Consider the following 20,498-nt stretch of genomic DNA (forward strand, 5'->3'; position numbering starts at 1 on the left):
ATCTAAGAAGAGATCAATAGTCGAAGTCACCACCGCCCATGCCGCCGCCGGCAGGAGCTGCGTCCTTCTTCTCGGGCATGTCGGCCACGATGCACTCGGTGGTGAGCACCATGCCGGCAATCGAAGCCGCGTTCTGCAGCCCGGAGCGAGTCACCTTAGCGGGGTCCACGATGCCGGCGGCCAGCATGTCGACGTACTCACCAGTGGCGGCGTTGTAGCCCTCGTTGAAGGGCTTGTTGCGCACGTTCTCAGCCACCACAGCGCCGTTGACGCCTGCGTTCTGGGCGATGCGCATCAGGGGCGCGGTGAGGGCGGAAGCCACGATGTGGGCGCCGATCAGCTCCTCGCCGGACAGGTTGGCCTTGGCCCACTCTTCGAGGGCGGGAGCCAGGTGGGCCAGGGTGGTGCCACCACCCGGAACGATGCCTTCTTCAACGGCCGCCTTGGTGGCGTTGATGGCGTCTTCCAGGCGCAGCTTCTTGTCCTTCATCTCGGTCTCGGTGGCAGCGCCCACCTTGACCACGGCCACACCGCCGCTCAGCTTGGCCAGACGCTCCTGCAGCTTCTCCTTGTCGTAGGAGGAGTCGGTTTCGTCCATCTGCTTGCGGATCTGCTCGCAGCGGGCCTTCACGGCCACCTCGTTGCCCTCGGCCACGATGGTGGTGGTGTCCTTGTTGATGGTGATGCGGCGGGCGGTGCCCAGCATCTCCAGCTTGGCGTTCTCCAGCTTGAGGCCGGCGTCCTCGGTGATCAGCTGACCGTTGGTGAGAACGGCGATGTCCTCGAGCATGGCCTTGCGACGATCGCCGAAGCCAGGCGCCTTCACAGCCGCCACGTTGAGCACACCGCGCAGGCGGTTCACCACCAGGGTGGCGAGGGCTTCCTTCTCAATGTCCTCGGCGATGATCAGCAGAGGCTTGCCGGTGCGGGCGATCTGCTCGAGCACGGGCACCAGGTCCTGCACCAGACCGATCTTCTTGTCGGTGAGCAGGATGTAGGGCTCCTCGAGCACCGCTTCCATCCGCTCGGTGTCGGTGGCGAAGTAGGGCGAGATGTAGCCCTTGTCGAAGCGCATGCCCTCGGTGACCTCCAGCTCGGTGGTCATCGATTTCCCTTCTTCGAGGGAGATCACGCCTTCCTTGCCGACCTTGTCCATGGCGTCGGCGATCATGCAGCCCACCTCTTCGTCGTTGCCGGCGGAGATGGTGCCCACCTGGGCGATGGCGCTGGAGTCGGAGATCGGCTTGGCGTGCTCCTTGATCTTGCCGACGAGAAAGTCGGAAGCCTTGTCGATGCCCTTCTTGAGGGTGATGGCGTTGGCGCCGGCGGCCACGTTGCGCAGGCCCGCCTTAACCATGGCGTGAGCCAGCACCGTGGCGGTGGTGGTGCCGTCACCGGCGGCGTCGTTGGTCTTGGAGGCGGCCTGGCGGATCAGGGCGACGCCGGTGTTCTCGATGTGATCCTCGAGCTCGATCTCCTTGGCGATGGTGACGCCGTCGTTGATGATCTGGGGAGCGCCGAACTTCTTCTCCAGCACCACGTTGCGGCCCTTGGGACCGAGGGTGACGGCAACGGCCTCAGCCAGGATGTCGATGCCTTTTTCGAGGGCCCGGCGGGCGTTCTCGTTATAGATGATGCGCTTAGCCATGGAAGGCGATGTCGGTATGGGGTTGGTTCGTGAATCGGAAACGGGCTTAAGCGACCACCTCAGGTGATCGCTTGGCGCGCAGGATCAGCTCAGTTGACGATGGCGAGGATGTCCTTCTCGGAGAGCAGCACGAATTCGTCGCTGCCCAGCTTGATGTCGGTACCGGCGTACTTGCTGTAGAGCACCTTGTCGCCCACGCTGACCTCGGGAGCCTGGCGGCTGCCGTCGTCATTGCGCTTGCCGGGGCCGATCTGAACCACCTCGCCCACCTGGGGCTTTTCCTTGGCGGTATCGGGCAGCAGGATCCCGCCGGCGGTTTTCTCCTCCGACTCCGACACCTTGATGAAAATGCGATCTCCGAGGGGCTTGACCGTGGAGACGCTGAGAGAAACAGCAGCCATGGATGAATTGCGACAGCAGCGGCATGGCGCCAAAGACGCCACAGAACAGCGAGCGGGAGTGCGCCGAAAAGGCGAATTAGCACTCGAGCTCGACGAGTGCCAACCTATGCCGGCCCAGCGTGGGCTTACCAGCCCCGCGCTGTGCGGGTGACCGAACCGCCTGGCTGGGCGGGCGCAGGCTGTTCTGGCGCGAGGCGCAGGCTGTTCTGGCGCGAGGCGCAGGCTGTTCTGGCGCATGGCGCAGTGGTAAGGTTGCGCCGCTTCAGGTGGAATGGTTTCCCCTCAGCACTCTTTGCGTCTTCCTTCCCTATGGCAGCTGCTACCGCCACCGGCACCAAAGGCATCGTCCGGCAGGTGATTGGCCCGGTTCTCGACGTTGAATTCCCGGCCGGCAAGCTGCCCAAGATCTACAACGCGCTTCGGATTGAAGCCAAAAACTCCGCAGGCCAGCAAGTGGCCCTGACTGCAGAAGTGCAGCAGCTGCTCGGTGACCACCGCGTGCGCGCTGTGGCAATGAGCACCACCGACGGCCTGGTGCGGGGCATGGAAGCCCTCGACACCGGGGCCCCGATCTCCGTGCCGGTGGGTGAGGCCACCCTCGGCCGCATCTTCAACGTGCTCGGCGAGCCCGTCGACGAGCAGGGCCCCGTCACCACCAAGCTGACCGCCTCAATCCACCGGGCTGCCCCCAGCCTCACCGAGCTGGAAACCAAGCCCAAGGTGTTTGAGACCGGGATCAAGGTGATCGACCTCCTGGCCCCCTATCGCCAGGGCGGCAAAGTCGGCCTGTTCGGTGGCGCCGGCGTGGGCAAAACCGTGCTGATCCAGGAACTGATCAACAACATCGCCAAAGAGCACGGCGGCGTGTCCGTGTTCGCCGGCGTGGGTGAGCGCACCCGCGAGGGCAACGACCTTTATGAGGAGTTCAAGGAGTCGGGCGTGATCAACCCCGACGACCTCTCCAAGTCGAAGGTGGCGCTCTGCTACGGCCAAATGAACGAGCCCCCTGGCGCCCGCATGCGCGTGGGCCTGTCGGCGCTCACCATGGCTGAGCACTTCCGCGACGCCAACAAGCAGGACGTGCTGCTGTTCGTCGACAACATCTTCCGCTTCGTGCAGGCCGGCTCCGAGGTGAGCGCGCTGCTGGGCCGCATGCCGTCGGCTGTGGGCTACCAGCCCACCCTCGGCACCGACGTGGGCATGCTGCAGGAGCGCATCACCTCCACCCTGGAGGGCTCGATCACCTCGATCCAAGCCGTCTACGTTCCCGCCGACGACCTGACTGACCCAGCTCCGGCCACCACCTTCGCCCACCTGGATGCCACCACCGTGCTGAGCCGCGGCCTGGCCTCCAAGGGCATCTACCCCGCTGTGGATCCCCTGGATTCCACCAGCACCATGCTGCAGCCCGCCGTTGTGGGTGATGAGCACTACCGCACCGCCCGCGCTGTGCAGTCCACCCTGCAGCGCTACAAGGAGCTCCAGGACATCATCGCGATTCTCGGCCTCGACGAGCTGTCGGAAGACGACCGCCGCACCGTGGACCGGGCCCGCAAGATCGAGAAGTTCCTCTCCCAGCCGTTCTTTGTGGCTGAGATCTTCACCGGCCAGAAGGGTGAATACGTGAAGCTCGAAGACACCATCAAGGGCTTCAACATGATCCTCGCCGGTGAACTCGACGACCTGCCGGAGGCCTCTTTCTATCTGGTGGGCAACATCGACCAGGTGAAGGCCAAGGCCGCCAAGATCCTCGCCGACGCCAAGGGTTGATCCCCTCTCCCTCCTGAGGACCCCTACCCATGAGTCTCACCCTGCGCGTTCTGGCCCCCGATCAGAGCGTTTTTGATGGAACAGCTGAAGAGGTGATCCTGCCCAGCACCACCGGACAGGTGGGAATCCTGCCGGGCCACGTCACCATGCTGGCCGCACTCGACACCGGTGTGATGCGCCTGCGCTCCGGCGGTGCCTGGTCGACGATCGCCCTGATGGGCGGCTTCGCTGAAGTGGAAGCTGACGAGGTCACCGTGCTTGTCAACGGTGCTGAGCTCGGCAGCAGCATTGATGCCGCCGCCGCTGAAGCCGCCTTCGAAGCGGCCAAGAGCGCTGCAGCGGCCTTTGAAGGCCAAGCCACCAGTGCCGACAAAGTGAAAGCTCTGCAGGCTCTGGCCTCTGCCCGCGCCCGTTTTCAGGCGACCAAGGCGAGCTAGTTCAGCCGGAGCACATCTCCCATCTCCACTGAGCGCCCTCCTCGGGGCGCTTTTTTATGGGAGCTAAGCAGGCAGGTGGGCGCGATCCACTCACACGACAACATCCGCACAGCAACCACAAAAAAGCGCCCCCTGAGGGGCGCAAGAATGAGGAAGCGGCTTGCCAATGTGGCTGACTAAAAACGACCGATCAGGCGGTGCCGCAGAAGGTGACATCGGGGAACTTGAGCTTGGCTTCGTCCAGGCTCTTGCCCTTGCCCTCTTCCTGCCAGTAGTTGATTACCTCGGTGGCCTTGTTGAGCACCTCAACGCGCTCGTTGTCGGTGATCCAGCTCTTGCCCTCGAGTTCAGACTTGAGAGTTTCCCAGGCATCTTCCCGGGGCCAGAAGAAATAGGAGGTCAGCGGGCTCGGGCCGCCACCCACGATCTGGTCAACGGCCAGGGCCACGTTGTCGGGCAACCAGAGGATCTTGAGCAGGAAGCGACCTTCATCGGCCTTCGGGGTGTAACCGGAAGGAACACCGTCTTCGTCGATGGTGGCGGTTGCCAGAGCAGCACTGCCACCACGCATCACCGGACGCCCCTGGGTGGTGGTGTCTTCAGCGGCCGCAGCCACTTCGGGCACATCGGTCACATCAGCGCCTGGAGCGCTCTCGGTGGCTGTCATGGGGTCGGCGCTCAAGGCAACACGTCAAACAACTAACCTACCAGCCGCTCCGCCGGTCACCGGCCTGCTCCCCGGCCATGGCCTTGCGCCTGTTCCTCGATTCGGCCGACCCTCAAGCCTGGCAGCAGTGGCTGCCCAGCGGCCTGTTCCACGGCGTCACCACCAATCCCACCCTGCTGCGCCGGGCCAACCAGCCCTGCAGCCTCCACGGCCTGGCTGAGCTCAGCCGCGTGGCCCTGGCCCATGGCATCGCCGAACTGCACCTGCAGGCCTGGGGCGCCAACGCAGCGGAGATGCTGCACTGCGGCCAGGCCCTTGCGGCACTGGCCCCCGGCCGCATCGCCGTGAAACTGCCAGTCACCGAGCAGGGCGCAGCCGTCGCCCGCGAGTTGGTCCGCTCTGGCGTCCCCATCACCTTCACCGCCTGCTACGAGCCCCACCAGGTGTTGATCGCCGCCGCCCTGGGGGTCGCCTACATCGCCCCCTATCTGGGCCGGATCAACGATCAGGGCCGCGACGGCGTGGCAGAGGTGATCGCCATGCAACGCAGCCTTGCGGGCGTTGGCGCGAGTGTGCGTCTGCTGGTGGCCAGCCTGCGCCAGCCCCACGAGCTCACCCGCCTGGCGGGCGCCGGCCTGAACACCTTCACGATCAGCCCGGAACTGGCCGCAGCACTGTTCAGCTGCGAGGCCACCGAGGCGGCGAGCGCCCAGTTTGAGCAAGACGCTCAAGCCTGATGTCGCCAGCACCGCCGATGCCAAGCCCGCCCCAGGCCGTTGTGCTGTTCGACATCGACGGCGTGATCCGCGATGTAGGCGGCAGCTACCGCCGCGCGATCGTGGAAACGGTGCACCACTACGCCGGTCAGCGGCCTGAGCCCGCCGCCATCGATGCCCTCAAGAACGAAGGCTGCTGGAACAACGACTGGGAGGCGTCGCTGGAGCTGCTGCGGCGAGCGGGCCACACACCCCTGCCAGCGTTTGAGGCACTGGTGGCCGTGTTCGAAGCCTTCTATTTCGGCGGCGATCCCGAGGGAGACCCCAGCCATTGGCGGGGGTTCATCGGCGACGAGCCGCTGCTGGTGCAGCCGTCCTTCTTTGCCGCCCTAACGGCAGCCGATCTGGCCTACGGCTTCGTCAGCGGCGCCGAACCCCCCTCCTGCCGCTACGTGCTGCAAACCCGCCTGGCCCTGGCCGATCCGCCCCTGATCGCCATGGGGGATGCGCCCGACAAGCCCGATCCCACCGGCCTGCTGCAGCTGGCCGCCCCGCTCGCAGGCGGAATGCTGGGGCCCGAAACGCCTGCAGTGGCCTACCTGGGCGACACCGTGGCCGATGTGCGCACCGTGCAGCGGGCCCGGGCCCAGTGCCCTGGTCAGCGCTTCCTCAGCCTGGCAGTGGCACCGCCCCACCTGCATGGCCAGCCCGAAGCGCGAGCCGCCTACGAGGCGCGCCTGCGGGAGGCCGGCGCTGATGCGGTGCTTCAAACGACCGACTCCCTGCTCCAGGAGCTGCTGCCGCTGCTGCCCTGACCCTCAGCGCTCCAGGGCCGCCGGCGCCTTCAGGGCTGCGGCGGTGAGGTTCTCGTGGCCGTGGTCGGTGACGGCCACGTCGTCTTCGATGCGGATGCCGATCCCCTTCCAGCGCTCCTCGATGGCGGGCTGGCCCTCGGGCACCGGCAGCCGATCGCTCACATAGAGCCCCGGCTCCACGGTGAGCACCATGCCTGGCTCCAGCTCCACGTGGTGCTCGCCCAGCCGATAGGCGCCCACGTCGTGGACGTCGAGCCCGAGCCAGTGGCCCGTGCGGTGCATGTAGAGGTGGCGGTAGGCCCCCTGCTCGATCACCCCATCCACCGAGCCGGCCAACAGGCCCAGGTCGAGCAGTCCGGCCACCAGCACCCGCACGGCCGTGTCATGCACGCCCTCGGCGCTGAACCCCGGCGCCACGGAGGCCACCGCCGCTTCCTGGGCCGCCAGCACCAACTCATACAGGGCCCGCTGCTCAGCGCTGAAGCGGCCGCCCACCGGGAAGGTGCGGGTGATATCTCCGTTGTAGTAATCCCCCAGGGAGCAACCGGCGTCGATCAGCAGCAGATCGCCGTCGCGCAGGGGGGCGTTGTTGGCGGTGTAGTGCAGCACGCAAGCGTTGTCGCCGCCGGCCACGATCGTGCCGTAGGCCGGGCCGCGGGCCCCCTGCTCGAGGAAGTGCTGCTCGATCACCGCCTGCACCTGGCGCTCGTTGAGGCCGGGCCGCACCACCTGACGGGCCAGCTCATGGGCTTCCGCAGAGATGCGCGCCGCCTCCCGCATGCGGTCCAGCTCCTCGGGCGCCTTGCGCAGCCGCAGGTCGTGCAGCAGCGGGCAGGGGGCCACCAGACCAAAGGCGGCCGAGCCACTGCGGGGGGCCCGATCGAGCTGACCGGCCCAGGCCGCCAGCACCAACGGCTCCACCTTGGGGTGCCGGCCCACGCGGAAGGCGATGCCCTCGGCGCCCTTCAGGTAGTGGGGCAGACGCTGCTCCAGTTCGCTGCGGGGATGGGCCAGATCGGCGCCAAACGCAGCCACCGCACCTTCGGTGCCCCAACGGAACCCATTCCACACCTCAGCGCTGGGCTCCTTGGGGGCCACAAACAACACGAAGCGCTCGCCCTCGGGCCGATGCGGCAGAAACAGCGCCACAGCGTCCGGTTCATCGAAACCGGTGAGGTACCAGAAGTCGCTGTTCTGCCGAAAGGGCCACTCGCAGTCGGCATGGTGGGTGACGAGCGGCGCCGCCGGAATCACCGCCGCCGCCTCACCCAACAGCTCGAAGAAGCGCGTGCGCCGCTGGGCAAAGATCGACAGATCGAGCATGGGTGACGGCCTGGGGGCCCTGGCTGGGCGCCAGTCTGGAGCAGTCGGCGCTGCAGACGTTGGCGAGAGGCGTTGGCAGGGGCGATTGAATAGGGGCATGGCCAGCAGTAATCCGGCGGAATGAACGACCTGCTCGCCCTGGCGCTGCTGGTGGTGGTGGTGATCGCCGGATCGGCCCTGTGCTCGGGGGTGGAAGCGGCCCTGCTCACGGTCAACCCCGTGCGGGTGCATGAGTTGGCGGCCCGCAGCCGCCCCGTGCGCGGCGCCCGGCGCCTGGAGCAGCTGCGGCAGCGACTGGGCCGCACCCTCTCGGTGCTGGTGATCGCCAACAACGGCTTCAACATCTTCGGCAGCCTGATGTTGGGCGGCTATGCCGCCACCGTGTTCAGCCGCCACGGCATCGAAGGCATCGCCCTGCCGCTGTTTTCGGTGGGGCTCACGGTGCTGGTGATCCTGCTGGGCGAGATCCTGCCCAAGGCCCTGGGCAGCCGCCTCGCCCTGCCGGTGGCCCTGGGCAGTGCACCGGCCCTGGCAGTGATGGCGCAACTGATGCTGCCGCTGGTGCTGCTGCTGGAGCAGCTGCTGCCGGCGATCACCGCCGAAAACGAGATCAGCACCGACGAGGAGGAGATCCGCCTGCTGGCCCGGTTGGGCTCCCAGAAGGGCCAGATCGAAGCCGATGAGGCGGCGATGATCGCCAAGGTGTTCCAGCTCAACGACCTCACCGCCCGCGACCTGATGACTCCACGGGTGGCGGCCCCCACCCTGGAAGGGGCCGCCAGCCTGGATCAGCTGCGCGATGCCTTGCTGGCCCAGAACGCCGAGTGGTGGGTGGTGCTGGGTGAGGAAGTCGACGAGGTGCTGGGGGTGGCCAGCCGCGAGAAACTGCTCACAGCCCTGCTCCAGGGGGGCGGGGCCCGCAGTGCTGCCTCCCTGAGCGAGCCGGTCGACTACGTGCCCGAAATGATCCGCGCTGACCGGCTGCTCACCGGCTTTCGCCGCAACAGCACCGGCGTGCGGGTGGTGGTGGATGAATTCGGTGGCTTCGTCGGGGTGATCGGCGCTGAGGCGGTGCTGGCCGTGCTGGCGGGCTGGTGGCGCCGGCCCCAACCCGCCGCCGAGGGAGCCCGGCCATGAGGCCCACCGCTGGCGAAACTCCGGTGCCCGCCACCCCTGAGCGCTGCCAGCAGCTCCTGGACCAGTGGAGCCGCCAGCTGCAGCTCAGCGGCCGCGAACAGAACCAGCTGGCCGGCCAGCGCCAGGCCCTCGATCGCCAGCTGGAGCGCCTGCGCCAACGCTGCCTGCGGGTGGCCGTGTTCGGCCGGGTGGGGGTGGGCAAGTCGAGCCTGCTCAACGCCCTGCTGGGGGAGGTGGCCTTCGCCACCGACGTGGCCCATGGCTGCACCCGCCACCAGGCCGCCCGGGCCTGGGATCAGCCGATTGAAGGCCTGCAGCGGGTGGAGCTGGTGGACACCCCCGGCATCGATGAGATCGCCGCTGCAGCCCGGGCCCGGCTGGCCGCCCGGGTGGCCCTGGGCGCCGACCTGGTGCTGCTGGTGCTCGATGGCGACCTCACCAGCGTCGAGCACGATGCGCTCGCCCCCCTGCTGGCCAGCGGCAAGCCGCTGCTGCTGGTGCTCAACCGCTGCGACTGCTGGAGCGCAGCGGAGCAAGCCGAGCTGATCGCCAGCATCCAGCGGCGCCTGCCCGCCGCGGCCCTGCACCTGGAGCTGATTCCGGTGGCTGCCGCGCCACGCCTGCCCCAGCTGCTGGCCGATGGCCGGGTGCGCAGCATCCCCCAGCCGCCCCGGGTGGCGCCGCTGCGCCAGGCCTTGGTGCAGCTGCTGGAGCAGCACGGGCCGCTGCTGCTGGCCCTTAATGCCCTCGGCGCCGCCGACCGCTTCCACCAGGCCCTGCAGCGCTGGCGCCTGGGGGCCAGCCGCCAGGCCGCCCAATCCCTGATCGGCCGCTTCGCCGCCCTCAAAGCCACGGGTGTGGCCGCCAACCCGCTGGTGCTGCTCGATCTGGCCGGCGGCCTGGCCTGCGACACGGCCCTGGTGCTGCAGCTCTGCCAGCTCTACGGCCTACCCATGCATGGCGCCGGCGCCCGCCAGCTCCTGCGGCGTCTTTCGGGCCACAACGCCCTGCTGGGGGGCGCCCAGCTCGGCATCCAGCTGCTGCTGGGGGCGCTGCGCCAGCTGCTGCTGGTGGCGGCGCCCCTCACTGGAGGGCTGAGCCTGGCGCCGGCCGCGCCGGTGGCCCTGGCCCAGGCGGCCCTGGCCGTGCACACCACCCGGCTCACGGGCCGGCTGGCGGCCGCCGAACTGCTGCGGAGCGCCCAGCGGGGCGGCCGCCCCGGGGCCCTGCTGCGCCGCCTGGCCCGCACCGATCCCCAGGTGCGCCTGTGGCTGGGCGATCGCCCCGAGCCACCGGCCAACCTGCAGGCCCTGCTGCCGTGAGCAGTGGGGCCGTCAAGACCGAAGAGGGGTCGGTCGCCCTGTTCGGGACCAGCGCCGATCCACCCACCCGCGGCCACCAGGCCCTGCTGGAGGGGCTGCTGCAGCTCTATCCCCGCGTGGCCACCTGGGCCAGCGACAACCCGCTCAAGCAACACGGCGCGCCCCTGGAGCAGCGGGCGGCCCTGCTCGGCCAACTGGTGGCCGCCATCGGCAACCCCCGGCTCAGCCACCGGCAGGAGCTGAGCAGCCCGTGGGCGATCACCACCCTGGAGCGCGCGGCGGCGTGCTGGCCCGGCCGCGAGCTGGTGTTTGTGGTGGGCAGCGATCTGGCTCCCCAGATCCCCAGCTGGAAGCAGGCCCCGGCAGTGCTGGAGCGCTGCCTGCTGGCCATCGCCCCCCGGGCCGGCTGGCCCCTGCAGGCCGGCAGCGTGGAGGCGCTCGAGGCCCTCGGCGGCCGGGTGATCAGCCTCAACCTGGAGGTGCCCGCCACCGCCAGCTCGGCGGTGCGCCAAAACCCAGACCCCAGCCAGATCCCCGCCGCCCTGGTGCCGCTGCTGCTGGAGCACAATCTCTATGGCCTAACCCGCTCGAGCCACACCCGCCGCCTGGAAAGCCGTCTCGACCGCCGCCTCGAAAGCCCCTGATGCGCCTCGCCCTGGCCCAACTCAATCCGCTGGTGGGCGACCTGGCGGGCAACGGCGCGCGGATTTTGACGGCCTGCCACCAGGCCGCTGGCCAGGGGGCCAGCCTGGTGCTCACCCCCGAGCTCTCCCTCTGGGGCTACCCGCCGCGCGACCTGCTGCTGCGGCCGAGCCTGATCGCACAGCAGGGCGTTGTGCTGCAGCAGCTGGCCGACGCCCTAGCGGAGGAGCTGCCCCAGCTGGCCGTGCTGGTGGGCATCGCCGAACCCAATGGCGCGGCGGCGTTGCCCAACCTGTTCAACGCCGTGGCCCTGGTGCAAGCCGGCAACTGGCGGGTGGTGGCCCGCAAACGGCTGCTGCCCACCTACGACGTCTTCGACGAACAGCGCTACTTCTGCGCCGCCAGCGAGCCGAGCCTGCTCGAGCTGGAGCAGGGCGGCCGCCACTGGCGCCTGGGCCTGACGATCTGCGAAGACCTCTGGGTGGAGGAGGAGCTGCAGGGCCACCGCCTGGCTGGAGCCGATCCCGTCGCCGAATTGCTCCCGCACCACGTCGACCTGCTGCTCAACCTCTCGGCGTCCCCTTTTGGCCAGGCCAAAGTGGCCCTGCGCCAGAGCCTGGCCCACCGTGCCGCCACCCGGTTGGGCTGCCCGGTGGTCTACGTCAACCAGGTGGGCGGCAACGACGAGCTGGTGTTCGATGGCGCCAGCTTCGTGATGAATCCCAGGGGCGGGCCGGATGCCGGTGGCGCAGTGGAGGCGGGTCGTGGAGTGGTGTGCCAGCTGGCCTGTGGCCGCGAGCAGGTGTTGACCTGGGATGCCGCACCTTGCGCCGCCCCCAGCACCCCCCACCCGGATGCCCTCCTGCTCACCCCGGTGCCCGAGCCGCTCGAGCAGCTGTTCCGCACCCTGGTGCTGGGCGTGGCCGACTACGCCCGCAAATGCGGCTTTCACGCTGCGCTGCTGGGGCTGAGCGGCGGCATCGATTCGGCCCTGGTGGCCGTGATCGCCGCCGCCGCCCTGGGGGCCGAGCGGGTGCAGGGTGTGCTGATGCCCTCCCCCTGGAGCTCGGAGGGATCGCTGCGCGACGCCCAGGCCCTGGCCGCCCGGCTGGGGCTGGCCACCCAGATCGCGGCCATCGCGCCGCTGATGGCCGGCTTCGACGCCGCCCTCACGCCGGTGCTGGCCGGCCCGCCCGCCGGGCTCAGCGCTGAAAACCTGCAATCGCGCATCCGCGGCACCCTGCTGATGGCGGTGGCCAACCAAAAGGGCCAGTTGCTGCTCTCCACCGGCAACAAAAGCGAGCTGGCCGTGGGCTACTGCACCCTCTACGGCGACATGAACGGCGGCCTGGCGGTGATCGGCGACCTCTACAAGACCACCGTGTTTGCCCTTTGCGACTGGCTCGACAGCCCGGCCGCCGGCCCCTGCCGTCACGAGCTGGGGCTGCCGGCCGATGGCGAGCTGGTGGGGCAGGCCATCCGCGAAAAGCCCCCCAGCGCCGAGCTGCGCCCCGATCAGCGCGACAGCGATTCGCTGCCCGATTACGCCGTGCTCGATCCGATCCTGCGCCGCTACATCGAACACCTGCAAAGCCCGGAGGAGCTGATCGCCGACGGCACCCCGGCCGAGCTGGCCCACCGGGTGATGGCGCTGCTGCGCCGGGCCGAATTCAAGCGGCGCCAGGCCCCTCCCCTGCTCAAGATCGGCAGCCGGTCGTTTGGCAGTGGCTGGCGCATGCCGATCGCCGCCGCCAATCTGGAGGAACCTCTGCGCAGCTGATCCATGGCAGCCCCCAGCCCCGGCGCGGGCCACACGGCACCAATGGCCAGCATCGGCGTGCCAGCGGAAATCAAGCGCGACGAGCAGCGGGTGGCCCTCACCCCAGACGCCGCCGGCGACCTGGTGAACCAGGGCATGGAGGTGCGGATCCAGTCCGGCGCTGGCCTGGGGGCGGGATTCACAGATGGGCAGTTTGCCGCTGCCGGCGCCCGGCTGGTAAGCGCTGAGGAGGCCTGGGCCGCCCACCTGGTGGTGAAGGTGAAGGAGCCCCAGCCGGAGGAATTTGCCTTCCTGCGCCCCGACCTGGTGCTGTTCACCTACCTGCACCTGGCGGCCTATCCCGATGTGGGCCGGGCCCTGCTGGCGGCCGGCACCACAGCGGTGGCCTACGAAACGGTGCAGCTCGACGACGGCTCCCTGCCCCTGCTGGCGCCGATGAGCGAGATCGCCGGCCGCATCGCCGCCCAGGTGGGGGCCCACCTGCTGGAAAAACCCCACGGCGGGCGCGGCATCCTGATGGGGGGCTGCACCGGGGTGCGGCCGGCCCGGGTGGTCGTGTTGGGGGCAGGCAGTGTGGGCTGGAATGCGGCCCGGATCGCCGCCGCGATGGACGCGGAGGTGTTTCTGCTGGACCGCTCGCCCCAGAAATTGCGCAGCCTTGAGCCCCACCGCCGCGGGCGCCTGGTGAGCCTGGTGAGCAACCGCAGCCTGATCGAACGCCTGGTGCCGGAGGCCGACCTGCTGATCGGAGCCGTGCTCACCGCCGGCGGCCGCGCCCCCACCCTGGTGAGTGAAGCGCTGGTGCAGCAGATGCAGCCTGGCTCGGTGATCGTCGATGTGGCGATCGACCAGGGGGGCTGCATTGCCACCAGCCGCGAGACCACCCACACCGATCCGGTGCACACCCTCCACGGCGTGCAGCACTACGCCGTCGGCAACATGCCCGGCGCCGTGCCCTACACCTCCACCGAAGCTCTGGTGAGCGTCACCCTGCCCTACATCCTGGTGATGGCCGGGCGGGGCCTGGTGGAGGCCGTCACCGATCGCCCCGAGCTGCTCTCAGGCCTCAACACCGCGGCTGGGGCCGTGTGCCACCCGGGCGTGGCCAGGGCCCTGGGGGTGACCCCCCGGCACCCGATGGCCTGCCTGCAGTAACTAGCGCAGGCGGGGCAGGGGCCGCTCCAGGGCGGCGGGGCTGATCCCCTCCCGCAGGGCCACCAACAACCCCGCCGCTGCCGCATAACTGTCCGCCGTCAGCACCTCCAGCCCCAGGGCCTCGGCCGAGACCGCCAGCACACAGGGGTTGTGCACAGCGATCACGGGAATGCCGCGCTCGGCGCAGGCCAGCACGGCAGCACCGCCGAGGGCTCCTGCGGGTGCGACCACGGCCCCCACGTCACCGATCTGCAGCAGGTCTGCACTCGCTGCCCAGGGCGCGGACGCACCAGCTGCCAGCGGCACCAGATCGGGCGCCCGGCTCAAGCCGACCAGCACGCAGGCCAGAAACGTGTAGCCCAATTCCTCCCCCGCCGCCCGCGGATCGAGATCGGGATCCAGCGGCAGCGGGCTGAGGGCCGGCGCATGGGCGCAGGGGATCCCCAGCTCCCGGCTGAGCAGATGGCTGATCACCGCTTCGGCGCCGGCCAGGGCATCCACGCCAGAGCCCTGGCGATAGGCCGCCAGGGCCTCACTACCGGGATCCTCCGGAAAGCGGGCCACCACGGCGATGGCCGTGGCCCCAGCCGCCTGCAGCTGCCGGCCAGCCCGCAGCAGGGCGTCGGGGCGGCCGAGCTGCCCCCAGCTGGCGCCGCTGGCCCCCTGGCGCAAGGAGACTTCAAGGGGCGCATCGGTGCTGACCACCGGGCCGATCTCCAAACCCAGGCTGGCACGACAACCCTCGGCCACCTGCAGGTGGCGCCAGCGCAACTCCTCCTCAATACCGGCATCGAGCAGCAAGCCCACCCGCTGCCGGCGCACCGGCTGCAACGCCAGAGCCCCGGCGGCGAAGCGATCCAAGGCCGATCCCTCCACGTAGTGGATGCGGGGGTCGCTCCAGTAGAGGGCCGCCCCGTTCATCACGTTGGGGTGGGTGATCAGGCAGCCGCTGGCCGCCGCCAGCAAGCGGGCGACGGGTAGGGCATCGCCCGCGTAGCCGCCGAGCTCACAACCGATGCCGGTGGGAATCACCAGCAGGGTGGGCAGGGGGCGAGCGGCCGTCATGCCAGCACCACCGCTTCAATCGTCAGCACCACATCCGGCGTGGACGCAGCGGCCGGCTCCACCGAGGTGATGGCCCAGCGCAACGGCTGCCCCTCAGCCGCCAGGGCGGTTTCGATCTGGACCCGCAACGAGCCGGAGCCACGGGGGAAACGCAAGGTAACGGGGCGCAGGCTGAGCGCCGAGCTGCTCACTTCTGGTATTGGCCGAACTGGGCTTCGTAGAGGGCGTCTTCCATCCCCGCCTGGAGCTTGAGATCCGCCAGGGGAAAGGAGACGCAGAGCAAGGCGTACCCCTGCTGCTGCAGCTCGGCCTTGACGCCCATGGCGTCGGGCTGGTGCACGCTGCCCTCGCTGATCAGCGCCGCACAGGTGGTACAAACCCCCGAACAGCAGGAGCTGGGCAGGGGCACGCCGGCCGCCTCGGCCGCAGCCAGCACGGTCTGGTCGCTGCGGCAGGGGAAGGTGTGCTGGGCGCCTTCAAATGCGGCGGTGATCGTGAAGGTCTGGGGATCGGTCACGGGAGGGGCCGGATCGGAGCTGCGATGCCCCATCTTCCCAGCCCGCCTCCACGCACCCGGCGGGCGGGCTCACAACTCCTGCCACTGGCTGGGGTGGGGGGCCAGATATTCCGGCGGTGTCGCTCCGGCCTCAGCGGCAGGTGCGCTCAAAGCGAAATCGATGCTGAGGGAGCAGCGCAGATCGTCGGGGTCCTCGTTGGGCAGCACGGCGTGATCCAGGCAGCTGGGGAACAGCAGCAGCAGGCCAGCCTGGGGAGCCACATCCACCCAGGGAGCGGTCCAGGGCGAGGGGGCGAGGGGGCCGCCGTGCCCCACAGCCATGCCCGGCACCAGCTCATTGATCTGCCGCTGCGGCCACAGGCGCAGACAACCGTTGCGCCCGGTGCCATCGCCATTGAGGTAGTAGATGGCACTGAGATTGGCATTGGGGTGGTGGTGCCGTCCCACCACCTGCCCCGCCTCACTGAGCACCGGCCAGCAGCGCTGAATGTGCAGGGCCGTCTTGGCGTGATCAAAGCCGAGCTGCTGCAGGTAGGCCTGCGCGTGACCCGCAAGAACGGCGATCAAGGGGGCAAAGACGGGATGGCGCTGCAGCTGCCACACGCCGTTGAGATCTCCCGTCCAGGCGCAGCCTGGATCCGGATTGGAACCAGCCTCACCCCTGAGGCCATGCATCGCCTGAATCTGCAGGGCCGTGTCGAGCGGATCGGGCAACAGCTGCACCCGGCCGAGCGCCAGAGGAAACAGGGGCTCGATCGCCAGCCCGGCAGCGGCAGGCAACGGCTGGAGCATCGGCTCCTCCACAACGCACAGGGATTCCGCTCCAGCATCTCAGCTGCAGCAGCGCACAAAAATCCCCGGACTCCACACGGTGGCGGGGAGTCCGGGGATGGAACGCTGACGGCAGCGTGAAGAGGCTGAGCTCAGGCCATGGCGGCGGCGCCACCGACCACTTCCAGGATCTCCTGGGTGATGGCCGCCTGACGGGCTTTGTTGTAGTCGAGGGTGAGGGTCTTGGCGAGCGCCTTGGCGTTGTCGCTGGCGTTGTTCATGGCCGTCATCCGACTGGCGAGCTCTGAAGCAGCAGCTTCCTGAAGAGAGCGCAGCAACTGGTTTTCCAGATACAGGGGCAGCAGCGAATTGAGCAGCTGATCCGGGCTCTGGTCGAACACGATGTCCGACGGCAGCTTCGGCTGCACATTGGCCGCGGTACCCACTTCCACACCCAGCTGACCATCCCTGGTGGTGAGACGGAAGATCTCGTCTTCCGGAATGGCAATGCCCTGGGGGTCCAGGGGCAGCAGGGTCTGGATGACCGGCTTGGAGCTCACCAGGTTGATGAACTTGGTGAAGATGATCTCAACCCGGTCGGTGGTGCCAGACAGGAACTCAGCCAGCAGCTCGTTGGCGATGCCCATGGCCTCACTGGCCTTGGGCACCTGCTCAAGGCCAGTGAAGGTGGCCCGGATCGTGTAGAGGCTGGCGCGATTCTGGAAGTAGGTGATCGCCTTGCGGCCGATCAACACCAGATCCACGGCATAGCCCTGGCCCTTGAGCTCAGCAACGCGCTGCTCGGTGCGCTTGATGATGTTGGCGTTGTAGCCACCACACAGTCCACGATCACCGGTCACCGCCATCAGGGTGATGGTGGCCACGTCGCGCTGCTCCAGCAAAGGAGCATCGGCATCTTCAAAGCGCATGCGCGACTGGAGATTTTCCAGAACGCGGGCAAGGCGGTCGGCGAAGGGCCGGCTGCGCAGCACCTGCTCCTGGGCACGGCGCACCTTGGCGGCCGCCACCAGACGCATGGCCTCGGTGATCTTGCGGGTGTTCTTGACCGAACTGATTCGGTCGCGGATGTCTTTGAGGTTTGCCATTGGTACTGCCCCTCCTCAAACGGAGGCGAGCATGGTCGACTTCACCTCGTTGATCGCATCCTTCAGCATGGCCTCAGCTTCGTCGCTGAGTTGCTTCTCGGTCTGCAGCTTGGAGATGTAGTCGGCCTTGTTGCTCTTGAGGTAGTCGCGGAGCTCGCGGCAGAACTGCACGACCGACTCCACGGGAACTTCGTCAATCAAGCCCTTCACACCGGCGTACACCACGGCGACCTGCTCAGCCAGGATCAGGGGGCTGAACTGGGGCTGCTTGAGGATCTCGCGCAGACGCTTGCCGCGAGCCAGCTGCTGCTGGGTAGCGGCGTCGAGGTCGGAGGCGAACTGGGAAAACGCTGCCAGCTCATCGAACTGAGCTAGCTCGAGCTTGAGGGTGCCGGCGATCTTCTTGATGGCCTTGGTCTGGGCGGCACCGCCCACCCGGCTCACCGAGATGCCCACGTTGATGGCGGGGCGCAGACCGGAGTTGAACAGGTCGGAGCTGAGGAACACCTGACCATCGGTGATCGAGATCACGTTGGTGGGGATGTAGGCCGACACGTCACCGGCCTGGGTTTCAATGATCGGCAGGGCGGTCATCGAACCCTTGCCCATGGCATCGCTCAGCTTGGCGGCGCGCTCCAGCAGACGGCTGTGGCAGTAGAAGACGTCGCCGGGATAGGCCTCACGACCGGGGGGACGACGCAGCAGCAGCGACATCTGGCGGTAGGCCTGGGCCTGCTTGGTGAGGTCGTCGTAGATGACGAGAGTGGCCTTGCCCTTGTACATGAACGACTCAGCCAGGGCTGCGCCGGTGTAAGGAGCCAGGTATTGGAGGGCAGCCGACTCGGAGGCACTGGCGGCCACCACGATGGTGTAGTCGAGGGCGCCTTTCTCGCGCAGCACTTCCACCACGTTGGCCACGGAAGCGGCCTTCTGGCCCACAGCCACATAGACGCAGACGACGTCTTCACCCTTCTGGTTGATGATCGTGTCGATCGCGATGGCGGTCTTGCCGGTCTGGCGGTCGCCGATGATCAGTTCGCGCTGGCCGCGGCCGATGGGGATCATCGCGTCGATGGCGGTGATGCCCGTTTGCATGGGCTCGTGCACCGACTTGCGCTGGATGATCCCAGGCGCCATCGATTCGATCAGGCGGGTTTCGGTGGTGGCGATGTCGCCCTTGCCATCGATCGGCTGCCCGAGGGAATTCACCACCCGGCCGAGCATGGCGTCGCCCACGGGCACGGCGGCGATCTTGCCGGTGGCCTTCACGGTGCTGCCTTCCTGGATGCCGCGGCCTTCGCCCATCAGCACCACACCGACGTTGTCGTCCTCCAGGTTGAGGGCGATGCCTTCGGTGCCGTCTTCAAACTGCACCAGCTCGCCGGCCATCACCTGCTGCAGGCCATACACACGGGCGATACCATCGCCGATCTGCAGCACGGTTCCGACGTTGCTGACCGAGACCGACTTGTCGTAGTCCTCAATCTGCTGCTTGAGGATGGCGCTGATCTCGTCGGGGCGGATGGAAACCATGGGAGGAAGTCCCCACAGGGGGAGCTGATGGAAGGGGAGGCGTTGAAGCGGAGAAGGGGTGACCGAGGGGCCGGAACTGGCAGCGGAGCTAGCTCACCTGGGCCAGCGCCAGACCGAGGCGGCGCACCTGACCGGAAAGGCTGGCGTCGATCACCTGGGAACCCATGCTGACGATGAAGCCACCGATCAAGCTGGGATCGACCGCGAGGTCGAATTCCACGGCCTTGGAACCGGCGATCGCCTGCACTTTTTGATTGAGCTCAGCCTGTTGCTCTTCGGTGAGCACTGCGGCCGAGGTGACTTTGGCCAGGGTGATGTTGCGCAGCTCGCGGTAGAGCTCAAGGAAACGAGCCAGCACCGCATCGAGCATGGGCAGGCGCTGACGATCCGCCAGCAGCTTGAGCAGGTTCTGCAGCGAGGGAGTCACCTGGTCGTTGAACAGGGTGGCCAACGCCGCCTTCTTGGCCTCAGGCTCAAGCACTGGAGAGGCGAGGGCTGCCCGCAGTTCAGGGCTGGATTGGAGAACCGCCAGCACACCCTTGGCCTGGTCAGCCACGGTGTCGGTTTCCTTGCGCGACTCAGCCACCTGCAACAGGGCTTCGGCGTAGGGGGTGGAAATCGTGTTGAGGAGTGGCATCAGGCTTTCCCCAGAGTCGTGATGGACTGATCGATCAACCGCGCCTGGGCATCGGCATCGAGCTTCCCAGGAAGGGTGGCGAGGGCCTTGGCGATGGCGCGGTTGGCAGCCTCACGACGCAGCTGATCGGTGACCCGGGCCGCCTCAGCGCTGAGATCGGCCATGGCGCCCTGCTTCAGGCGCGCCATTTCCTCAATGGTGCGCTTTTCGCTCTCCAGGCGCAGAGCCTGGGCGCGGGCCTGACCATCAGCGCGGATCTGGTCAGATTTCTGCTGAGCAGCGGCCAGGTCCTGCTGGGCGTGGGCCAGGGCCGCGGTGGCGGAGGCCAGACGCTCTTCAGCGTCCTGAAGGTCGCTCAGGATGGCGTTGCGACGGCGCTCAAGGATGCTGCCCAGGAAACCGGGCAAAAACTTCCAGAGGCCAAAAATGACGATCGCCAGGTTGATGATATTGGTCTCAAACAGGTTGAGATTGAGACCAAAACCGCCGTGACTGGCGAGCAAGGTAGGCAGCAGGTGGGTCATGAGGTGGCCAGCAAGCGGGACACGATCAGGTCACCGAGCTTGTCGGCATCCTTATTGAGCTGGGTCATCGCCTGATCCCTCTCGGCATCGATCTCGCGGCGAGCCTGCTCCCGGGATGCATTGGCATCCGCTGTAGCGGCCGCCAGGGCATCGCGGTAGAGACGATCCATTTCCTGTTCCGCCTCCTGAATCAGCTTCTGGGACTGCTGACGCGCGTCCTTGAGCTGCTCCTTGAGGTCGGATTCAAGCCGTTCAACCTGAGCCAGCTTCTGCTTGGCATCGGCGCGACTGGTGGAAATGAAGCTCTCGCGGTCCTCCACAGCCCGGCCAACGGGGCGGAAGAACAACGAATTCAGAATGAAGGTGAGGAGCACCACCTGCACCGCCATGAGCGGAAGTGTGGCGTCGAGGTCAAACAGACCTCCCTCCGGGACACCTGCTTCGGCGAGCAGAAGCCAGCTGGTCATTGGGGCGAGGGCGCTGGAACGATCGGGCGGGATGGGCGGTCGTGAGGCTGGGAGGGCAGGGGCTC

The 20,498-nt window shown here is 67.9% G+C and carries 21 protein-coding genes and 1 pseudogene; 9 read left to right on the forward strand and 13 right to left on the reverse strand.

All coding sequences use genetic code 11. The features are described 5' to 3' along the window. Positions 1-13: 13 nt before the first annotated feature. Positions 14-1,648 carry a chaperonin GroEL gene (gene groL, locus KBY57_RS09700; RefSeq protein ID WP_254995634.1) on the reverse strand — a complete coding sequence of 545 codons (1,635 nt, stop codon included), beginning with the start codon at positions 1,646-1,648 and terminating at the stop codon, positions 14-16. An 89-nt stretch (positions 1,649-1,737) separates the two neighbouring features. Then, positions 1,738-2,049 carry a co-chaperone GroES gene (gene groES / locus KBY57_RS09705; RefSeq protein ID WP_094561335.1) on the reverse strand — a complete coding sequence of 104 codons (312 nt, stop codon included), beginning with the start codon at positions 2,047-2,049 and terminating at the stop codon, positions 1,738-1,740. A 309-nt stretch (positions 2,050-2,358) separates the two neighbouring features. Between groES and atpD the strand changes: the two genes are divergently transcribed. Together atpD and atpC are read left to right on the forward strand one after the other, a co-directional pair. Then, positions 2,359-3,819, forward strand: coding sequence for a F0F1 ATP synthase subunit beta (atpD, locus tag KBY57_RS09710; RefSeq protein ID WP_254995635.1), 1,461 nt, complete (start codon positions 2,359-2,361; stop codon positions 3,817-3,819). A gap of 29 nt (positions 3,820-3,848) precedes the next feature. Beyond that, positions 3,849-4,256, forward strand: a complete 408-nt coding sequence (gene atpC, locus KBY57_RS09715; protein WP_254995636.1) for an ATP synthase F1 subunit epsilon — start codon at positions 3,849-3,851, stop codon at positions 4,254-4,256. A gap of 190 nt (positions 4,257-4,446) precedes the next feature. On the opposite strand, the gene KBY57_RS09720 is transcribed toward atpC, so the two are convergent. Continuing rightward, positions 4,447-4,923 carry a 30S ribosomal protein PSRP-3 gene (locus KBY57_RS09720; RefSeq protein WP_409996436.1) on the reverse strand — a complete coding sequence of 159 codons (477 nt, stop codon included), beginning with the start codon at positions 4,921-4,923 and terminating at the stop codon, positions 4,447-4,449. A gap of 77 nt (positions 4,924-5,000) precedes the next feature. Between KBY57_RS09720 and KBY57_RS09725 the strand changes: the two genes are divergently transcribed. After that, positions 5,001-5,660, forward strand: coding sequence for a transaldolase family protein (locus KBY57_RS09725; protein ID WP_254995638.1), 660 nt, complete (start codon positions 5,001-5,003; stop codon positions 5,658-5,660). Positions 5,661-5,677: 17 nt separating this feature from the next. Next, positions 5,678-6,501 (forward strand): annotated as a pseudogene (locus tag KBY57_RS09730) (TIGR01548 family HAD-type hydrolase). On the opposite strand, the gene KBY57_RS09735 reads toward KBY57_RS09730, so the two are convergent. Continuing rightward, the gene (locus KBY57_RS09735) at positions 6,458-7,777 is read right to left on the reverse strand and encodes an aminopeptidase P N-terminal domain-containing protein (RefSeq protein ID WP_254995640.1); all 1,320 of its coding nucleotides are present in this window, start codon (positions 7,775-7,777) and stop codon (positions 6,458-6,460) included. The pseudogene KBY57_RS09730 and the gene KBY57_RS09735 sit on opposite strands and share 44 nt — an antisense overlap. Before the next feature lie 120 nt (positions 7,778-7,897). On the opposite strand from KBY57_RS09735, the gene KBY57_RS09740 reads away from it, so the two are divergent. Genes KBY57_RS09740 through ald form a run of 5 tightly spaced genes read left to right on the forward strand, consistent with a single transcriptional unit; the run spans position 7,898 to position 13,813 of the window. Then, positions 7,898-8,914 (forward strand): CNNM domain-containing protein, encoded by a 1,017-nt coding sequence (locus tag KBY57_RS09740; protein ID WP_254995642.1) that lies wholly within the window; start codon positions 7,898-7,900, stop codon positions 8,912-8,914. Then, positions 8,911-10,236 carry a GTP-binding protein gene (locus tag KBY57_RS09745; protein ID WP_254995643.1) on the forward strand — a complete coding sequence of 442 codons (1,326 nt, stop codon included), beginning with the start codon at positions 8,911-8,913 and terminating at the stop codon, positions 10,234-10,236. The genes KBY57_RS09740 and KBY57_RS09745 overlap by 4 nt, the downstream gene beginning before the upstream one ends. Next, positions 10,233-10,880, forward strand: a complete 648-nt coding sequence (locus KBY57_RS09750; RefSeq protein WP_254995645.1) for a nicotinate-nucleotide adenylyltransferase — start codon at positions 10,233-10,235, stop codon at positions 10,878-10,880. The genes KBY57_RS09745 and KBY57_RS09750 overlap by 4 nt, the downstream gene beginning before the upstream one ends. Next, positions 10,880-12,658, forward strand: a complete 1,779-nt coding sequence (locus tag KBY57_RS09755; RefSeq protein WP_254995646.1) for an NAD+ synthase — start codon at positions 10,880-10,882, stop codon at positions 12,656-12,658. Before KBY57_RS09750 ends, KBY57_RS09755 begins: the two co-directional genes overlap by 1 nt. Positions 12,659-12,661: 3 nt before the next feature. Continuing rightward, positions 12,662-13,813 carry an alanine dehydrogenase gene (gene ald, locus KBY57_RS09760; RefSeq protein ID WP_254995647.1) on the forward strand — a complete coding sequence of 384 codons (1,152 nt, stop codon included), beginning with the start codon at positions 12,662-12,664 and terminating at the stop codon, positions 13,811-13,813. On the opposite strand, the gene KBY57_RS09765 is transcribed toward ald, so the two are convergent. The 9 genes from KBY57_RS09765 to KBY57_RS09805 all read right to left on the reverse strand — a co-directional run bounded on the left by KBY57_RS09765 (position 13,814) and on the right by KBY57_RS09805 (position 20,433). Further along, positions 13,814-14,878, reverse strand: coding sequence for a DUF3326 domain-containing protein (locus KBY57_RS09765; protein ID WP_254995648.1), 1,065 nt, complete (start codon positions 14,876-14,878; stop codon positions 13,814-13,816). Further along, on the reverse strand, positions 14,875-15,033 hold the full coding sequence (locus KBY57_RS09770; protein WP_254995649.1) for a hypothetical protein: 159 nt from the start codon (positions 15,031-15,033) through the stop codon (positions 14,875-14,877). Before KBY57_RS09770 ends, KBY57_RS09765 begins: the two co-directional genes overlap by 4 nt. 32 nt (positions 15,034-15,065) lie before the next feature. Beyond that, positions 15,066-15,428: a 2Fe-2S iron-sulfur cluster-binding protein gene (locus tag KBY57_RS09775; protein ID WP_198953888.1), complete on the reverse strand. Its 363-nt coding sequence runs from the start codon at positions 15,426-15,428 to the stop codon at positions 15,066-15,068. Between the two features lie 36 nt (positions 15,429-15,464). After that, a complete protein-coding gene (locus KBY57_RS09780) occupies positions 15,465-16,187 on the reverse strand; it encodes a TIGR02466 family protein (protein ID WP_254995650.1) in 723 nt (240 codons plus the stop codon). 131 nt (positions 16,188-16,318) lie between these two features. Then, on the reverse strand, positions 16,319-17,272 hold the full coding sequence (locus KBY57_RS09785) for a F0F1 ATP synthase subunit gamma (RefSeq protein WP_254995652.1): 954 nt from the start codon (positions 17,270-17,272) through the stop codon (positions 16,319-16,321). Between the two features lie 15 nt (positions 17,273-17,287). Then, positions 17,288-18,805, reverse strand: a complete 1,518-nt coding sequence (atpA, locus tag KBY57_RS09790; RefSeq protein ID WP_254995653.1) for a F0F1 ATP synthase subunit alpha — start codon at positions 18,803-18,805, stop codon at positions 17,288-17,290. Between the two features lie 88 nt (positions 18,806-18,893). Then, entirely contained in the window at positions 18,894-19,442 is a 549-nt protein-coding gene (atpH, locus tag KBY57_RS09795) for an ATP synthase F1 subunit delta (protein ID WP_254995654.1), read from the reverse strand. After that, positions 19,442-19,966, reverse strand: a complete 525-nt coding sequence (locus tag KBY57_RS09800) for a F0F1 ATP synthase subunit B (protein ID WP_254995655.1) — start codon at positions 19,964-19,966, stop codon at positions 19,442-19,444. Before KBY57_RS09800 ends, atpH begins: the two co-directional genes overlap by 1 nt. Next, entirely contained in the window at positions 19,963-20,433 is a 471-nt protein-coding gene (locus tag KBY57_RS09805; RefSeq protein ID WP_254995656.1) for a F0F1 ATP synthase subunit B', read from the reverse strand. Before KBY57_RS09805 ends, KBY57_RS09800 begins: the two co-directional genes overlap by 4 nt. Positions 20,434-20,498: the final 65 nt, after the last annotated feature.

Source organism: Cyanobium sp. Aljojuca 7D2, from assembly GCF_024346415.1.
Classification (GTDB): domain Bacteria; phylum Cyanobacteriota; class Cyanobacteriia; order PCC-6307; family Cyanobiaceae; genus Cyanobium_A.

What these genes read in the sequence shown, in the direction of transcription:
- groL (WP_254995634.1), bottom strand. Translation starts at nt 1,648, where the DNA reads ATGGCTAAGCGCATCATCTATAACGAGAACGCCCGCCGGGCCCTCGAA.
- groES (WP_094561335.1), bottom strand. Translation starts at nt 2,049, where the DNA reads ATGGCTGCTGTTTCTCTCAGCGTCTCCACGGTCAAGCCCCTCGGAGAT.
- atpD (WP_254995635.1), top strand. Translation starts at nt 2,359, where the DNA reads ATGGCAGCTGCTACCGCCACCGGCACCAAAGGCATCGTCCGGCAGGTG.
- atpC (WP_254995636.1), top strand. Translation starts at nt 3,849, where the DNA reads ATGAGTCTCACCCTGCGCGTTCTGGCCCCCGATCAGAGCGTTTTTGAT.
- KBY57_RS09720 (WP_409996436.1), bottom strand. Translation starts at nt 4,923, where the DNA reads ATGACAGCCACCGAGAGCGCTCCAGGCGCTGATGTGACCGATGTGCCC.
- KBY57_RS09725 (WP_254995638.1), top strand. Translation starts at nt 5,001, where the DNA reads ATGGCCTTGCGCCTGTTCCTCGATTCGGCCGACCCTCAAGCCTGGCAG.
- KBY57_RS09735 (WP_254995640.1), bottom strand. Translation starts at nt 7,777, where the DNA reads ATGCTCGATCTGTCGATCTTTGCCCAGCGGCGCACGCGCTTCTTCGAG.
- KBY57_RS09740 (WP_254995642.1), top strand. Translation starts at nt 7,898, where the DNA reads ATGAACGACCTGCTCGCCCTGGCGCTGCTGGTGGTGGTGGTGATCGCC.
- KBY57_RS09745 (WP_254995643.1), top strand. Translation starts at nt 8,911, where the DNA reads ATGAGGCCCACCGCTGGCGAAACTCCGGTGCCCGCCACCCCTGAGCGC.
- KBY57_RS09755 (WP_254995646.1), top strand. Translation starts at nt 10,880, where the DNA reads ATGCGCCTCGCCCTGGCCCAACTCAATCCGCTGGTGGGCGACCTGGCG.
- ald (WP_254995647.1), top strand. Translation starts at nt 12,662, where the DNA reads ATGGCAGCCCCCAGCCCCGGCGCGGGCCACACGGCACCAATGGCCAGC.
- KBY57_RS09765 (WP_254995648.1), bottom strand. Translation starts at nt 14,878, where the DNA reads ATGACGGCCGCTCGCCCCCTGCCCACCCTGCTGGTGATTCCCACCGGC.
- KBY57_RS09775 (WP_198953888.1), bottom strand. Translation starts at nt 15,428, where the DNA reads ATGGGGCATCGCAGCTCCGATCCGGCCCCTCCCGTGACCGATCCCCAG.
- KBY57_RS09780 (WP_254995650.1), bottom strand. Translation starts at nt 16,187, where the DNA reads ATGCTCCAGCCGTTGCCTGCCGCTGCCGGGCTGGCGATCGAGCCCCTG.
- KBY57_RS09785 (WP_254995652.1), bottom strand. Translation starts at nt 17,272, where the DNA reads ATGGCAAACCTCAAAGACATCCGCGACCGAATCAGTTCGGTCAAGAAC.
- atpA (WP_254995653.1), bottom strand. Translation starts at nt 18,805, where the DNA reads ATGGTTTCCATCCGCCCCGACGAGATCAGCGCCATCCTCAAGCAGCAG.
- atpH (WP_254995654.1), bottom strand. Translation starts at nt 19,442, where the DNA reads ATGCCACTCCTCAACACGATTTCCACCCCCTACGCCGAAGCCCTGTTG.
- KBY57_RS09800 (WP_254995655.1), bottom strand. Translation starts at nt 19,966, where the DNA reads ATGACCCACCTGCTGCCTACCTTGCTCGCCAGTCACGGCGGTTTTGGT.
- KBY57_RS09805 (WP_254995656.1), bottom strand. Translation starts at nt 20,433, where the DNA reads ATGACCAGCTGGCTTCTGCTCGCCGAAGCAGGTGTCCCGGAGGGAGGT.